The sequence below is a fragment of the Burkholderia sp. AU32262 genome, from assembly GCF_020419985.1.
Taxonomy (GTDB): Bacteria; Pseudomonadota; Gammaproteobacteria; order Burkholderiales; family Burkholderiaceae; genus Burkholderia; species Burkholderia semiarida.
In genome coordinates, this window is sequence record NZ_JAIZRS010000022.1 from 86,655 (window position 1) to 101,757 (window position 15,103).

Annotated in this window: 12 protein-coding genes and 1 pseudogene; 9 read left to right on the forward strand and 4 right to left on the reverse strand. The window is 66.5% G+C overall.

All coding sequences use genetic code 11. The features are described 5' to 3' along the window. Positions 1-122: 122 nt before the first annotated feature. The 3 genes from LGN10_RS24525 to LGN10_RS24535 all read right to left on the reverse strand — a co-directional run bounded on the left by LGN10_RS24525 (position 123) and on the right by LGN10_RS24535 (position 4,301). Positions 123-1,781 carry an MFS transporter gene (locus LGN10_RS24525; protein ID WP_059643034.1) on the reverse strand — a complete coding sequence of 553 codons (1,659 nt, stop codon included), beginning with the start codon at positions 1,779-1,781 and terminating at the stop codon, positions 123-125. Between the two features lie 226 nt (positions 1,782-2,007). Continuing rightward, the gene (locus LGN10_RS24530) at positions 2,008-3,555 is read right to left on the reverse strand and encodes a sensor histidine kinase (protein WP_226225274.1); all 1,548 of its coding nucleotides are present in this window, start codon (positions 3,553-3,555) and stop codon (positions 2,008-2,010) included. A gap of 17 nt (positions 3,556-3,572) precedes the next feature. Further along, the gene (locus LGN10_RS24535; RefSeq protein ID WP_226225275.1) at positions 3,573-4,301 is read right to left on the reverse strand and encodes a response regulator transcription factor; all 729 of its coding nucleotides are present in this window, start codon (positions 4,299-4,301) and stop codon (positions 3,573-3,575) included. A gap of 190 nt (positions 4,302-4,491) precedes the next feature. On the opposite strand from LGN10_RS24535, the gene recA reads away from it, so the two are divergent. The 9 genes and pseudogenes from recA (at position 4,492) to LGN10_RS24580 (ending at position 13,691) form a co-directional block, all read left to right on the forward strand. Then, positions 4,492-5,562: a recombinase RecA gene (gene recA, locus LGN10_RS24540; RefSeq protein ID WP_059578606.1), complete on the forward strand. Its 1,071-nt coding sequence runs from the start codon at positions 4,492-4,494 to the stop codon at positions 5,560-5,562. After that, on the forward strand, positions 5,562-6,458 hold the full coding sequence (recX, locus tag LGN10_RS24545) for a recombination regulator RecX (protein ID WP_226225276.1): 897 nt from the start codon (positions 5,562-5,564) through the stop codon (positions 6,456-6,458). The genes recA and recX overlap by 1 nt, the downstream gene beginning before the upstream one ends. Before the next feature lie 146 nt (positions 6,459-6,604). After that, the gene (locus LGN10_RS24550) at positions 6,605-7,213 is read left to right on the forward strand and encodes a DUF2889 domain-containing protein (protein WP_060315087.1); all 609 of its coding nucleotides are present in this window, start codon (positions 6,605-6,607) and stop codon (positions 7,211-7,213) included. A gap of 68 nt (positions 7,214-7,281) precedes the next feature. Further along, positions 7,282-8,448: an ADP-forming succinate--CoA ligase subunit beta gene (gene sucC, locus LGN10_RS24555; protein ID WP_006477915.1), complete on the forward strand. Its 1,167-nt coding sequence runs from the start codon at positions 7,282-7,284 to the stop codon at positions 8,446-8,448. A gap of 69 nt (positions 8,449-8,517) precedes the next feature. Next, complete coding sequence (gene sucD / locus LGN10_RS24560; protein WP_006477916.1) at positions 8,518-9,399, forward strand: succinate--CoA ligase subunit alpha; 882 nt, start codon at positions 8,518-8,520, stop codon at positions 9,397-9,399. A 157-nt stretch (positions 9,400-9,556) separates the two neighbouring features. After that, the gene (locus LGN10_RS24565) at positions 9,557-10,261 is read left to right on the forward strand and encodes a TerC family protein (protein ID WP_059578598.1); all 705 of its coding nucleotides are present in this window, start codon (positions 9,557-9,559) and stop codon (positions 10,259-10,261) included. A 95-nt stretch (positions 10,262-10,356) separates the two neighbouring features. Further along, positions 10,357-10,954, forward strand: a pseudogene (locus tag LGN10_RS24570) (pilin). Between the two features lie 155 nt (positions 10,955-11,109). Beyond that, a complete protein-coding gene (locus LGN10_RS24575; protein WP_226225277.1) occupies positions 11,110-12,888 on the forward strand; it encodes a PglL family O-oligosaccharyltransferase in 1,779 nt (592 codons plus the stop codon). Positions 12,889-13,340: 452 nt separating this feature from the next. Continuing rightward, the gene (locus LGN10_RS24580; protein WP_226225279.1) at positions 13,341-13,691 is read left to right on the forward strand and encodes a TonB family protein; all 351 of its coding nucleotides are present in this window, start codon (positions 13,341-13,343) and stop codon (positions 13,689-13,691) included. Between the two features lie 29 nt (positions 13,692-13,720). Here LGN10_RS24580 and LGN10_RS24585 read toward each other — a convergent pair whose 3' ends face one another. Next, complete coding sequence (locus LGN10_RS24585) at positions 13,721-14,869, reverse strand: glycosyl hydrolase (protein ID WP_226225295.1); 1,149 nt, start codon at positions 14,867-14,869, stop codon at positions 13,721-13,723. Between the last annotated feature and the right edge of the window lie 234 nt (positions 14,870-15,103).

A 15,103-nucleotide genomic window follows, 5' to 3' on the forward strand; every position in this document is an offset into this window, starting at 1 on the left:
ACACCTTTTTCGATCTTTCCCGAAAAAGTTGCCGTGAGCCCTTACCGGCCTTCATCGCCGGCGGGAGCCGGTCACGGAAACGAGTGCATCCGCGCCGGCTATCTCCCGCTCCGCCCGCAGCCTCAATCCTGCGCGTAGATGTCCGAGTCCTTCGTCTCCTTGACGAACAGCAGGCCGATCACGAACGTGGCCAGCGCGATCACGATCGGATACCAGAGCCCCGAGTAGATGTTGCCCTTCGCCGCGACGATCGCGAACGCGGTCGCCGGCAGGAAGCCGCCGAACCAGCCGTTGCCGATGTGATAGGGCAGCGACATCGACGTGTAGCGGATCCGCGTCGGGAACATCTCGACCAGCATCGCGGCGATCGGGCCGTAGACCATCGTCACGAAGATCACGAGGATCGTCAGGATCACGATCGTCATCGGCCAGTTGAGCTGCGCCGGGTCGGCCTTCGCCGGGTAGCCGGCTCCCTTCAGCGTCGACGCGAGCGTCTTGTCGAACGCCGCGCCCTGCGCCTTCGCGTCGGCCGCCTTGCCGTCGTAGGTCTGGATCACCGTGTCGCCGACCTTGATCTGGGCCAGCGCACCGGCCGGCGCCGCGACGTTCTCGTAGTTCAGGCCGGCCTTGGCGAGCGCGCTCTTCGCGATGTCGCACGAGCTGGTGAACTTCGACGTGCCCACCGGGTTGAACTGGAACGAGCAGGTGGCCGGATCGGCGACGACCGTGATCGGCGCCTTCTGCGTCGCGAGTTCGAGCTGCGGGTTCGCGTAGTGCGTGAGCGCCTTGAACAGCGGGAAGTAGGTCAGCGCGGCGATCAGGCAGCCCGCGAGGATGATCGGCTTGCGGCCGATCTTGTCCGACAGCGAACCGAAGAACAGGAAGAACGGCGTGCCGATCAGCAGCGCGATCGCGATCAGGATGTTCGCGCTGGCGCCGTCGACCTTCAGCGTCTGCGTGAGGAAGAACAGCGCGTAGAACTGGCCCGTGTACCACACGACGGCCTGGCCGGCCGTCAGGCCGATGAGCGCGAGGATCACGATCTTCAGGTTCTTCCACTGGCCGAACGCCTCGGTCAGCGGCGCCTTCGACGTCTTGCCTTCCGCCTTGATGCGCAGGAACACCGGCGATTCGTTCAACTGCAACCGGATCCACACCGACACCCCGAGCAGCAGGATCGACGCGACGAACGGCACGCGCCAGCCCCAGTTGCCGAACGCTTCCTCGCCGACGAACGTGCGTACGCCGAGGATCACGAGCAGCGACAGGAACAGGCCGAGCGTGGCCGTCGTCTGGATCCACGCGGTGTAGAAGCCGCGCCGGTTGGCCGGCGCATGCTCGGCGACGTAGGTCGCCGCGCCGCCGTACTCGCCGCCGAGCGCGAGGCCCTGCAACAGCCGCATCGCGATGAAGATCACCGGCGCGGCGATGCCGATCGACGCGTAGCCGGGCAGGAAGCCGACCACGAACGTCGAGACGCCCATGATCACGATCGTCACGAGGAACGTGTGCTTGCGGCCGACGAGGTCGCCGAGCCGGCCGAACACGATCGCGCCGAACGGCCGCACCGCGAAGCCGGCCGCGAAGCCGAGCAGCGTGAAGATGAACGCGGCGGTCGGATTGACGCCGGAGAAGAAGCTCTTGCTGATGTAGGCCGCGAGCGAGCCGGCCAGGTAAAAGTCGTACCACTCGAACACGGTGCCGAGCGACGACGCGAAGATCACCTTCTTCTCTTCGCCCGTCATCGGCGAGTGCGAAATTTGCCCGCCTAACGTTGCCATGAATCGTCTCCAAGTCCCTTGATATAGATGTGCGGCCGCCTTGGGAGGGCGGGCCTGTCGACGATTATTGGCACGGAAACTTACGGCGTACTGACTCGCGCGTACAAAACGACTGCACGTTAACCCGTGGCGAACCGGCCGCTTCGCGTGTCGATCGTGATGCGAACGTCCGTTAAAACGCCGGTTTCGGCATATTTGCACCCAGCCGCGGCGGCGCGCGTCAGGGTTAATCCGGGGTGGTGTCGGTCAGCGGCAGGCTGATGCGCACCAGCGTGCCGGCGAGGCGCGGCGTGTGCTGGTAGACGTGATCGTCGAGCATCAGCGTGCCGCCGTGCTGCGTGGCGATCTCGCGCACGATCGCGAGCCCGAGGCCGCTGCCGTCGCCTTCGCGGCCGAGGATCCGGTAGAAGCGCTCGACGACGCGTTCGCGTTCGCCGGCCGGGATGCCGGGGCCCGTATCCTCGACTTCGAGATGCACGAGCCGCCTCGTGCGCTCGGCGCGCACGCGCACGGTGATGCGGCCGCCTTCGGGCGTGTAGCGGATCGCGTTGTCGACGAGGTTGCCGAGCATTTCGCGCAGCATCACCGGATTGCCGTCGACGTCGAGCGGCGCGTCGTCGTCCGGGCCTTCGTAACCGAGATCCATGCGTTTCGCGAGCGCGGCCTGCACCCAGTCGCGCACGGTGCGCCGCGCGAGCGAACCGATCTCGACCGGCTCGAACGTGAGCCCGCTCGCGCGGTTCTCGGCGCGCGCGAGCGCGAGCAGTTGCGTGACGAGCCGCGCGGCCTGCTCGGAGCTCGTCGCGATCTGCTCGAGCGAACGCTGCACGTCGGGCGGCACCGGATGGCGCAGCGCGAATTCGGCCTGCGTGCGCAGGCCCGCGAGCGGCGTCTTCATCTGGTGCGCGGCGTCGGCGATGAAGCGTTTCTGCAGCGCCATGTTCTGTTCGAGCCGCGCGAGCAGGTCGTTGAACGACGTGACGAGCGGCTCGATCTCGGGCGGCGCGCGCTGCGCCTCGACGGGCGACAGGTCGTCGGGCCGGCGCGCGCGGATGTGCGCCTGCAGCGCGTTGAGCGGCGCGAGCCCGCGCGACAGCCCGAACCAGACGAGCAGGATCGCGAGCGGCAGGATCACGAATTGCGGCAGGATCACGCCCTTGATGATGTCGTTCGCGAGCGCGTTGCGCTTGTCGAGCGTCTCGCCGACCTGCACGAGCACGGGCTGCGCGCCGCTCGCCTGCGGCAGCGCGACGGTCGTGTACGCGACGCGCACGTCGTTGCCGCGCAGCAGGTCGTCGCGGAACACGACGACGCCCGGCGGCGGGCGGTCCTCGTCGCGCGGCAGCGGCATGTCGGCTTCGCCCGCGACCAGCTCGCCGCGCGTGCCGAGCACCTGGAAGTAGACGCTGTCGATGTTGTCCGCGCGCAGGAAGTCGCGCGTCTGCTCCGGCAGCGTCAGCTCGGCGACGCCGTTGACCGGATGGATCTGCCGCGCGAGCACGTACGCGTTGGTCTCCAGCGCGCGGTCGAACGGGCTGTTCGCGATCGTCTTCGCGACGAGATAGGTGACGGCGATGCTCATCGGCCACAGCAGCAGCAGCGGTGCGAGCATCCAGTCGAGGATTTCGCCGAACAGCGAGCGCGGGCGCGGCGTTTCGGCCGATTCGGTTTCGTCGGGCGGCGCGAACGGGTTCTCGTAGCGCGCGTCGCGCGCCTCGTCGGCGGCTGACGACGGCGCGCCGGTCGGGTGACGGGAATGGGCCGGCGTGGCCATCGCGGCGCCGCCCGGCGTCAGCGCAGCGGCGTGCCGGCCGCCGCGGGCTGGGGCGCCGCCGGGTCGGGCGGCGTCGCGGGCGCGACCTTCTCGAGGCAATAGCCGAGGCCGCGCACGGTCGAGATCCGCACGCCGCTCGGTTCGATCTTCTTGCGCAGCCGGTGCACGTAGACTTCGATCGCGTTGTTGCTGACTTCCTCGCCCCATTCGCACAGGTGATCGACGAGCTGTTCCTTCGACACGAGGCGGCCGATCCGCTGCAGCAGCACCTCGAGCAGGCCGAGTTCGCGCGCCGAGAGATCGAGCACGTGATCGTTCGCATACGCGATGCGGCCGACCTGGTCGAACGCGAGCGAGCCGTGGCGCACGACGGTCGGCCCGCCGCCCGCGCCGCGCCGGGTCAGCGCGCGCACGCGCGCCTCGAGCTCGTTGAGCGCGAACGGCTTGGCCATGTAGTCGTCGGCGCCGAGGTCGAGCCCCTTCACGCGCTCGTCGACGCTGTCGGCGGCGGTCAGGATCAGCACGGGGAGATTGGAATTGCGTGCGCGCAGGCGCTTGAGCACGTCGAGCCCGGACATTTTCGGCAGCCCGAGATCGAGGATCAGCAGGTCGAAAGTCTGCATCGACAGCGCGGTGTCGGCGTCGACGCCGCTCTTCACGTGATCGACGGCATAGCCCGATTGGCGGAGTGACCGGGTGAGGCCGTCCGCGAGTATGCTGTCGTCTTCGGCGATGAGAATTCGCATGTTGCTGACCGATGGCCGGCGAGGCGTTCGCGCCGGCGCGGCTGTCTCCGAAGTTATCCGTGTACAACGCAGCCTGCATTGCGGGCTTGCATAAAACACTGTTTTTTTATACAGTGTCTGCATTCGTGGGCGGCGCTTGAAAGCGGGCGCGCCTTTAACAGACGCTGCTCATCATAGCAAAGGACGATTCATGGAAGATAGCAAGAAGGGCTCCGGGATGACCGCCGAGAAGAGCAAGGCGCTGGCGGCCGCACTCGCGCAGATCGAGAAGCAGTTCGGCAAAGGCTCGATCATGCGCATGGGCGACGGCGAAGCGGCCGAGGATATCCAGGTCGTCTCCACGGGCTCGCTGGGTCTCGATATCGCACTGGGCGTCGGCGGCCTGCCGCGCGGCCGGGTGGTCGAGATCTACGGTCCGGAATCGTCCGGCAAAACCACGCTCACGCTGCAGGTCATCGCCGAGTTGCAGAAGCTGGGCGGCACCGCGGCGTTCATCGACGCCGAGCACGCGCTCGACGTCCAATATGCCGCGAAGCTCGGCGTGAACGTGCCGGAGCTGCTGATCTCGCAGCCGGACACCGGCGAGCAGGCGCTCGAAATCACCGACGCGCTGGTGCGCTCGGGCTCGATCGACATGATCGTCATCGACTCGGTCGCGGCGCTCGTGCCGAAGGCCGAAATCGAAGGCGAGATGGGCGATTCGCTGCCGGGTCTGCAGGCCCGCCTGATGTCGCAGGCGCTGCGCAAGCTGACCGGCACGATCAAGCGCACGAACTGCCTCGTGATCTTCATCAACCAGATCCGGATGAAGATCGGCGTGATGTTCGGCAACCCGGAAACCACGACGGGCGGCAACGCGCTGAAGTTCTACTCGTCGGTGCGTCTCGATATCCGCCGGATCGGCTCGATCAAGAAGAACGACGAGGTGATCGGCAACGAAACCCGCGTGAAGGTCGTCAAGAACAAGGTATCGCCGCCGTTCCGCGAAGCGATCTTCGACATCCTGTACGGCGAAGGCATTTCGCGCCAGGGCGAGATCATCGATCTCGGCGTGCAGGCGAAGATCGTCGACAAGGCGGGCGCCTGGTACAGCTACAACGGCGAGAAGATCGGCCAGGGCAAGGACAACGCGCGTGAATTCCTGCGCGAAAATCCGGAAATCGCGCGCGAGATCGAGAACCGCATCCGCGAATCGCTCGGTGTCGTGGCGATGCCCGATGGCGTAGTCAACGAAGCCGAGGCGATGGACGAAGAAGAGTGATGGTTGCGCGCCGAGGTCAGGCTCGCGAGCCGGCGGAGCACGACACGCCCGAAACGGCGGGTCGCTCCGGGCGGCGAGTCGGATCCTCGGGCGCCGACCGGCGGGGCGCAGGCGGCAACGCCGCGAACCGCACCGCGACGAGGGCATCCGACGATGCCCTCGTTTCGTTTGAGATTGCCGCACCGGACGACCCGTTCGACGACGATGAGTCGTTCGACGCGCACGACCGCTCCCGCCGTCGCGTGTCCGGTGTCCGCTTCCCGGGCGATCGCGTCCCGGACGATCGCGTCCCGGACGATCGCGCAGCCGATGCGCCCGCGACGGAAGATGTCTATACGCGCAGCAGCCAGCATCCGCGCCGCATACGCCGCGCAGCCGGCGCATCTTCCCGCGGCGCTGCTTCGAGCGACGCGTCGGGCGTAGGCGAGCGCAAGCCGTCGAAACCGCCGCGGTCATTGAAGGGCCGTGCGCTCGGCTATCTGTCAAGGCGCGAATACAGCCGCGCGGAGCTCGCGCGCAAGCTCGCCCCCTACGTCGGCGAAGACGAATCCGTCGAACCGGTGCTCGATGCGCTGGAACAGGAAGGCTGGCTGTCCGACGCGCGCTTCGCCGAGAGTCTCGTGCATCGCCGCGCGTCGCGCGTCGGCGTCGCGCGCATCGTCAGCGAACTGAAGCGCCACGCGGTCGGCGACAGCCTCGTCGAAGCGGTGAATGCCCAATTGCGCGAGACCGAGTTGACGCGCGCGCAGGCCGTGTGGCGCAAGAAATTCGGTGCGCTGCCGCAAACGCCCGCCGAACGCGCGAAGCAGGCGCGCTTCCTTGCCGCGCGCGGCTTCTCGAGCGCGACCATCGTGAAGTTGCTGAAGGTCGGCGACGATTTCCCGCTCGACGACTGAGCCGCCCGGTCGCGCGCGGGGCGCGCGATTTTGCTGCATCGCAACCGCTTCCGGACAGGCGGGAATACCCGCCGTCGAGGCCGGATGTCTCAAATACCCAATATGCTAAAATCCACGGGTTTTCCTCTTCGGCCTCAACCTCCAGCATGCCGCTATCCGAGCCCGTGCCCCGTCAGTTGCGACATCGACGCGCAATCCGAGCGGAAGCCTACGAGCGCGGCGACGGCTTGTGGGACATCGAAGCCTGCCTGACCGACCACAAGCCGCGCGATGTCGCGCTTGCGTCGGGCATCCGGCCCCAGGGCCTGCCGATCCACGAACTCTGGCTACGCGTGACCATCGATCGTGACCTCAATGTCGTCGACGCCGAAGCGTCTTCGGAATGGGTTCCCTATCCCGGTCACTGTCAATCCGCTTCTCCCGCCTATCGGGCCCTCATCGGGCTCAACCTCTTCCGCAATTTCCGCCGCAACGCGAACCGGCTGCTCGCCGGCGTCGCCGGCTGTTCCCATCTCACCGAACTGTGCGCCGTGCTGCCGACGGCCGCGATCCAGGCGTTCGCCGGTGATGTGTGGAACGTGCGCGAGGAGGGCGGCGAAGGGCCGGATCATGACGGCGCGCACGCCGAACCGCCTTTCCAGCTCGGCCGCTGCCGGGCGCTGCGATTCGACGGCGAGGTCGTACGGCAGTACTACCCGCGCTGGTACGGCCCGATTCGGCCGGACCTGCCCGGTGAAGGCAGCACGAAGGAATGAACGGAAATCATTCGAAGAAGCGTCTTAAGCGACTTTTCATCCAACTCTCAGACTGAAGGGAATCACGCATGAAGATTCACGAGTACCAGGGTAAGGAAATCCTGCGGAAATTCGGAGTCGCGGTACCGCGCGGCAAGCCGGCGTTCTCGGTTGACGAGGCCGTCAAGGTGGCGGAAGAGCTCGGCGGCCCGGTATGGGTCGTGAAGGCTCAGATTCACGCGGGTGGCCGTGGCAAGGGCGGCGGCGTGAAGGTGGCGAAGTCGATCGAACAGGTGCGCGAATACGCGAACCAGATCCTCGGCATGCAGCTCGTCACGCACCAGACGGGCCCGGAAGGCCAGAAGGTCAACCGTCTGATGATCGAGGAAGGCGCCGACATCAAGCAGGAACTGTATGTCAGCCTCGTCGTCGACCGCATCTCGCAGAAGATCGTGCTGATGGGTTCGAGCGAAGGCGGCATGGACATCGAGGAAGTCGCCGAAAAGCACCCGGAACTGATCCACAAGGTCATCGTCGAGCCGTCGACGGGCCTGCTGGACGCGCAGGCCGACGACCTCGCCGCGAAGATCGGTGTGCCGGCCGCATCGATTCCGCAAGCGCGCGCGATCCTGCAAGGCCTGTACAAGGCATTCTGGGAAACCGACGCATCGCTGGCTGAAATCAACCCGCTGAACGTCTCCGGCGACGGCAAGGTCACCGCACTCGACGCGAAGTTCAACTTCGACTCGAACGCGCTGTTCCGTCACCCGGAAATCGTCGCGTACCGCGATCTGGACGAAGAAGATCCGGCTGAAATCGAAGCGTCGAAGTTCGACCTCGCGTACATCTCGCTCGACGGCAACATCGGCTGTCTCGTGAACGGCGCGGGCCTCGCGATGGCGACGATGGACACCATCAAGCTGTTCGGCGGCGAGCCGGCGAACTTCCTGGACGTCGGCGGTGGCGCGACCACCGAGAAGGTCACGGAAGCGTTCAAGCTGATGCTGAAGAACCCGGACCTGAAGGCGATCCTCGTGAACATCTTCGGCGGCATCATGCGCTGCGACGTGATCGCGGAAGGCGTGATCGCCGGTTCGAAGGCCGTGAACCTGAACGTGCCGCTCGTCGTGCGCATGAAGGGCACGAACGAGGACCTCGGCAAGAAGATGCTGGCCGATTCGGGCCTGCCGATCATCTCGGCGGACAGCATGGAAGAAGCCGCGCAGAAGGTCGTCGCGGCTGCCGCAGGCAAGTAAGCACGCGCTAATGAACACGTAGGGCGGCGCGGCTTGCTCGCGACGCCCATCGAACAGAGGTCAAAATACATGTCGATTCTGATCAACAAGGACACGAAGGTCATCACGCAGGGCATTACCGGCAAGACCGGTCAGTTCCATACGCGCGCCTGCCGTGAATACGCAAACGGCCGCGAAGCATTCGTCGCGGGCGTGAACCCGAAGAAGGCCGGCGAAGATTTCGAAGGCATTCCGATCTACGCGAGCGTCAAGGAAGCGAAGGCGGAAACCGGCGCGACCGTGTCGGTCATCTACGTGCCGCCGGCAGGCGCGGCCGCTGCGATCTGGGAAGCGGTCGAAGCCGACCTCGATCTCGCGATCTGCATCACGGAAGGCATCCCCGTGCGCGACATGATCGAAGTGAAGGACCGCATGCGTCGCGAAGGCCGCAAGACGCTGCTGCTCGGGCCGAACTGCCCGGGCACGATCACGCCGGACGAGCTGAAGATCGGCATCATGCCGGGTCACATCCACCGCAAGGGCCGCATCGGCGTCGTGTCGCGTTCGGGCACGCTGACGTATGAAGCGGTTGCGCAGCTGACGGCACTGGGCCTCGGCCAGTCGTCGGCAGTCGGTATCGGCGGCGACCCGATCAACGGTCTGAAGCACATCGACGTGATGAAGATGTTCAACGACGATCCGGATACGGATGCGGTCGTGATGATCGGCGAAATCGGCGGTCCGGACGAAGCCAATGCCGCCGAGTGGATCAAGGACAACATGAAGAAGCCGGTCGTCGGCTTCATCGCGGGCGTCACGGCGCCTCCGGGCAAGCGCATGGGCCACGCCGGCGCGCTGATCTCGGGCGGTGCGGATACGGCCGAAGCGAAGCTGGAAATCATGGAAGCGTGCGGCATCACCGTCACGCGCAACCCGTCGGAAATGGGCCGTCTGCTGAAGAAGGCGCTGTAATTGTTTCCGTTGGGCTCGTCCTGCAGAAAACGCCGGCTTTGCCGGCGTTTTTTGTTATGCTCCCGCAATGAATTCGTAAGCACCGGGCATGCGTCATGCATGTGCCGGCGATGAACCGGGTCGCCCGCGAGGCGGCCGTTGTCCTTTCCTCACCTCCATGCTCGAATTCCTGACCTCGCTGCACTGGGGCGCCATTCTCCAGATCGTCATCATCGATATCCTGCTCGGCGGCGACAACGCGGTCGTGATCGCGCTTGCGTGCCGCAACCTGCCGGCGAACCAGCGGCTGCGCGGCGTCGTCTGGGGCACCGCGGGGGCGATCCTGCTGCGTGTCGCGCTGATCACGTTCGCGGTCGCGCTGCTCGACGTACCGTTCCTGAAATTCGGCGGCGGGCTGTTGCTGCTGTGGATCGGTATCAAACTGATGGCGCCGGCCGCCGACGCGCACGACAACATCAAACCGGCCGACCGGCTGTGGGATGCCGTGAAGACGATCGTGATCGCCGATGCGGTCATGAGCCTCGACAACGTGATCGCGATCGCCGGCGCGGCCGAGCAGGCCGATCCGTCGCACCGGCTCGCGCTCGTGATCTTCGGGCTCGTCGTCAGCGTGCCGATCATCGTGTGGGGCAGCACGCTGGTGCTGAAGCTGCTCGACCGTTTCCCGGTCGTCGTGGCGCTTGGCGCGGGGCTGCTCGGCTGGATCGCGGGCGGGCTGATCGTGAACGACCCGGTCGGCGACCGCTGGCCGGTGCTCGATTCGCCGTCGGTGGTCTATGGCGCAAGCATCGCCGGCGCGCTGTTCGTCGTGGCGATCGGTTACGCGCTCAGGAAGCGCCGCGGCGTGACGCACGCGCCCTGACTGGCCATCCGGCCGACTGTCGGCTTCGCGGCCCGCTGGCTACGATCGAGACGCCTGCCTGTATCGGCAGGCGTTTTTCGTTTCCGGAGCCTGTCATGTTCGAAGCTTTTTCCGTTTCCCTGTTTCGTCGCGTTGCCGCCGACCTGCGGCGCGCGAACCGGCCGTCGCCGCGCTGGCGGCCGGCCGGCTTCACGCTGATCGAACTGATGATCGTGCTGGCGATCGTCGGCGTCGTCGTCGCCTATGCAATTCCCGCGTACCAGGATTACCTCGCGCGGTCACGCGTCGGCGAGGGCCTTGCGCTCGCGTCGTCGGCGCGGCTCGCGGTCGCCGACAACGCGGCGAGCGGCGCGAGCCTCGACGGCGGCTACAGCCCGCCTGCCCCGACCCGCAACGTCGAATCGGTTGCGATCGACGGCGCCACCGGCCAGATCACGGTCGCGTTTACCCCCCCGCGTCGCCGCGGCCGGCGCGAATACGCTGGTGCTCGTGCCGTCGGCGCCGGACAAGGCCGATGCGCCCACCGCGCGCGTACCGCTCAAAAAGGGGGCGATACAGGCGGGCGCGATCGCGTGGGAATGTTTCGCCGCCGGCAAGGACGCATCGTCGCTGCCCGCGCCGGGAGCGGGGCCGTTGCCGGGTAACGCCGCGACGCTGCCCGCGAAATATGCGCCCGCGGAGTGCCGTGCGTAGCGCCGCCGCCGGTATGGAAGGGCGGCGGCCCGTGCGCAAAGCCGGCCGCCGCGTGTCCGATGCGGCGGCGGACGCGCCGCGGTTCATCGCGCGTGCGCCGCACAGAGCGGGGAAAGTTTTGTATAGTGCGCCGGTTGCTGACACCCGGTTCGCTCATGCCTTCTACTTTTTCCCGTTCGTTGTCGCTCGTTGCGCTGGCTGTCGCCCTGATCGTGCCGTATGCGATCACGAATCACACGTATCCGATCCCGACCTTCTATTCCGAGTTTTCCGCGCTCGTGCTGTATCTGCTGCTGGGCGTATCGGTCGTGCTGCTCGCGCGCACGGGCCGGCCGGTCGAGCCGTTCGCCGCGCCGGCTGCGTTCGTCGTGCCGATTGGTTTCGCGGTGGTGCTGATCGCGCAACTGGCGCTGATCCCGCTCAAGGTGCCGTCGATGAACTGGCTGGCACTCGGTTATCTGGCCGCCGCGCTCGTCGCGATGCAGGCCGGCTACGCGCTCGCGCGCGACGGGATGGCGGAAACCGTGTCGCGGATGATGGCCGGTGCGCTGCTCGTCGGCGGCGTGTTCGCGGTCGGCACGCAGATCGTGCAGTTGTTCCACCTCGAGTCGGCCGTCTCGCCGTTCGTCGTGGTGTACAACATCGCGGTCGACCGCCGTCCGTACGGCAACATGGCGCAGGCGAACCATCTGGCCAGCTATATCGCGTTCGCGATGGCCGGCGCGCTGTATCTGGTGCAGACCCGCCGGCTCGCGGTGTGGGCATGGCTCGCGCTGTCGATCGTGCTGTCGGTCGGCCTCGCGCTGACGGTGTCGCGCGGGCCGTGGCTGCAGGTCGCGGTGATGGTCGTCGCGGGGTTCTGGATGGCGTGGGTCGAATCGCGCCGCACGCAGGGCAATGCGCGTGCGTGGCTGATCCCGGTCGTGCTCGCCGTCGCATTCATCGCGGTCAACGTCGCGGTGCGCTGGGCCAACGTGCACTACCACCTGAATCTCGCGGAGTCGGCCGCCGACCGGATGCGCGACGCCGGGCAGATCGCGCCGCGCCTCGCACTGTGGAAGTACGGGCTCGCGATGTTCCGCGAGCATCCGCTGCTCGGGGTCGGCTGGGGCGAATTCCCGTCGCACCAGTTTGCGCTGGTGCGCACGCTCGGCGGCGTCGAGATCGCGAACAACTCGCACGACATCTTCATCGATCTGCTCGCGAAGTCCGGTCTGGTCGGCCTCGGCGTGCTCGCCGTCACGCTCGTCGCGTGGTTCGTGCGCGCGGTGCGGGCGCCGCAGTCGAGCATGCGCGTGTTCGGTTTCGCGCTGATCGGCATCCTGCTGATGCATGCGCTGGTCGAGTATCCGCAGCAATACATGTTCTTCCTGCTGCCGGCGATGTTCGTGATCGGGCTGCTCGACGTGAAGCCGCTGCGCATCCTGCCGGGGCGCGCGGCATTCGGGCTGTTCGCGGTGCTGTCGTTCGGTGGCGTGCTGGCGGCGGTGCCGGTGCTGCGTGACTACCAGCGCGCGGAAGTGCTCTATTACGGCAGCAGCCCGGCCGCGCAGTATCGCGATGCGCCGTCGCGGCTGTTCGGCGCGTGGGGCGATTACGGTGCGGCGACGCTGCTCACCATTTCGTCGGAGAACCTGCCGCTCAAGCTCGCCGCGCACGAGCGCGCGATCGCGCTGCTGCCGGGCGAGACGGTGCTGCGCCGCTACGCGGTGCTGCAGGCGCTGGCCGGCCGCGAAGCCGACGCGCTCGATACCGTCGCGCGCCTGCATGTGTTTGCAAAGGAATTGAAGGACTGGCCGCAACAGCTGGCCGCGTTGTACAAGCTGTGCGATGACGAGCCCACGCTGAAGACGTTCCGGGCCGCACTGGCCGCGAAGTACGGGGAAGCGCCGGCCGACGCGGGCGACGACTCGGACGACGACGATTCGGATTGACCGGCTGCGCGTGCCGGCACGGGGAATACCGGCGTCTATCGGTTGCGATGAAGGCGGATCGACGGCGGGCCCCGCGGCCCGGTGCACGCGCAACGCGCCACGCCGGTCGGGTATCGATTACATCGCGGATCGCGTGGAGTCCGCTCGAATGGGCGGCGATTCGCGTCAACCATTGTCAAATCGCCGCCGTTGACCGGGTGGCGCGTGCACAATGCGCGAAAGCGCTCGCATGAAAGCGGCGCGGGGCTAACCGGTGCGAGCGTAGAAAACGCCCGCGGCTATCCGGGACATTCCACGAACAGGATCGCGGTCGAGCGTCGCTCGGCCGTGCGGCCGTAACGGGGCGCCGGTCCGATGGCCGCGGCGCGGTGCAACACACGCGGCGCGGCCGGGGAAGGCTTCCGTCGCGCGGCGCGCGTGCCCAGACCAGTACTCAAGAACGATATTCGACCATGGCTATCCGCTCGACCTACCTGATCCTGCCCGCCGTCGCGATGCTGTTTTCCGGCTGCGCGATGCTGACGTCGTCGCAGGAAAGCAAGCTGACCTGCCACATTCCGCGCGCGGTCTATCCGGATACCGCGAAGCCGCTCACGCGCCAGGCGACCGTGCTGGTGCGCGCATTGATGACGGCGTCCGGCGAAGCGCAGAACGTGACCGTGACGACGAGCAGCCGCAATGCGGCGGCCGATCGCGCGGCCGTCGAGGCGATGACGCACGCGAGTTGCACGCAGACGGGCGCGACCGCGAATCCGTTCCTGCTCACGCAACCGTTCGTGTTCGAGCCGTCACGTGGCCAGTGAGGCGGGGCACCGTGGCAGACGGCGCGCGCTCAGAAGGTTCGCTTCTTGAGCGTATAGCCGTGCAGCCGGTACAGCGTGTTGGTCTGCGCGTCGAAGTAGGCGCCATGTGCGGTCTTGTCGATCGTTTTATTCCAGGACTTGCCGGCGTCTGTGCTGCTGAACGTCAGGTCGATCGGGGCGCCGCCGCCGGTACCGCCGCTTCCGGAATTCGGATCGGTTGCGTAAACGAGCAGGAGGCCGTCGCGACCGACGCTCATACCGTCGAGCGTGAGCTTCTCGTCGAACGTGCGCAGTTGCTGCACGGCCTCGGGATGGTCGGTCGTCCACGTGGAAATGGCGCCCGTCCGGCGGCCATTGTCGTGAGCCTCTCCGTTTTGCGACTTGTCGAGACGCGACAGTATGTACACCGAATAACGTGATCCCGACTCCGGTGTGGTCGGCGTGGTGTCGAGCGCAGTGATGACCTGGCCTGGCAGCACGGTATCCGTCACGAATGCGTGCCGCCCCCAGTCGAGCCTGGCGACCACGCTGTGAGCCGGTGCGTCGGCAGTCTGTGCGACAGCGTAGGCGATCCGCAGAACCCCGTCCGGCCCGAGGCTGATTTCATTGAAATCCCGGCGCGTTTCGCTTCCGACGTGTGCATCGGCCGGCACGTCGACCGCTTGCCACGTGTTTCCGCCGTCCGAAGTCCGCCATATGCGGGGGCCCCAGCCGGCCGCGTAGCCGCGCTGCGGATCGAGAAAGAGCAGGCGGCCGATGTTCTGGCTGGCGGGCCATCGAAGTTGCGACCAGGTCTGGCCGCCATCGGTCGATTTCCACAGCTTGGTGGTTTGTGGCGCGTCGCCGCCTTGCGCCTCGGGAGCCTTGTAGTTCATCCATGACGTGCTGATGAACTGAACGATCCAGTCTGGCGAGTACCACCAGGCGGCATTCTGGCCGACCTGTTGGAATTGGCGTTTCATCCCGCCGTCGATTGTGCCGCGGAAGAAGCTGATCGTCATGCGGTTCAGCAACTCGCCGGTGTCGTTCATCCATGCTTCGGTCGGCTCGGGCCGCTGCGGCTCGTTCGATTCGGGCTGAGGCTTGAACGTTACTACGGGATTGGCGAGCTTGACGCTCATCACGTCATTGCCCTTGATGCGGAAACTGTTGCCGCCGTATGGCGTGTCATCCCGCATGAAGTGCGTCGAAATCGTCTCCCGATCCGTCGTGGGGCGGATATAACTGAATGTCACCACGGCCAGGACGGCGAGGCTCACGACGAACCCTATCCGGCGAGTGTGTGTTTGCATCTCATTGGATATGCGGTTACCCCGAGACACGACCGACTCGGCAGGACCGGTATCTGACGGCTCGGGCAGGCGTCGCGTCGCGATCGTGCGGCCGGGCCCCGCATTGCTCGGTCATTTCGG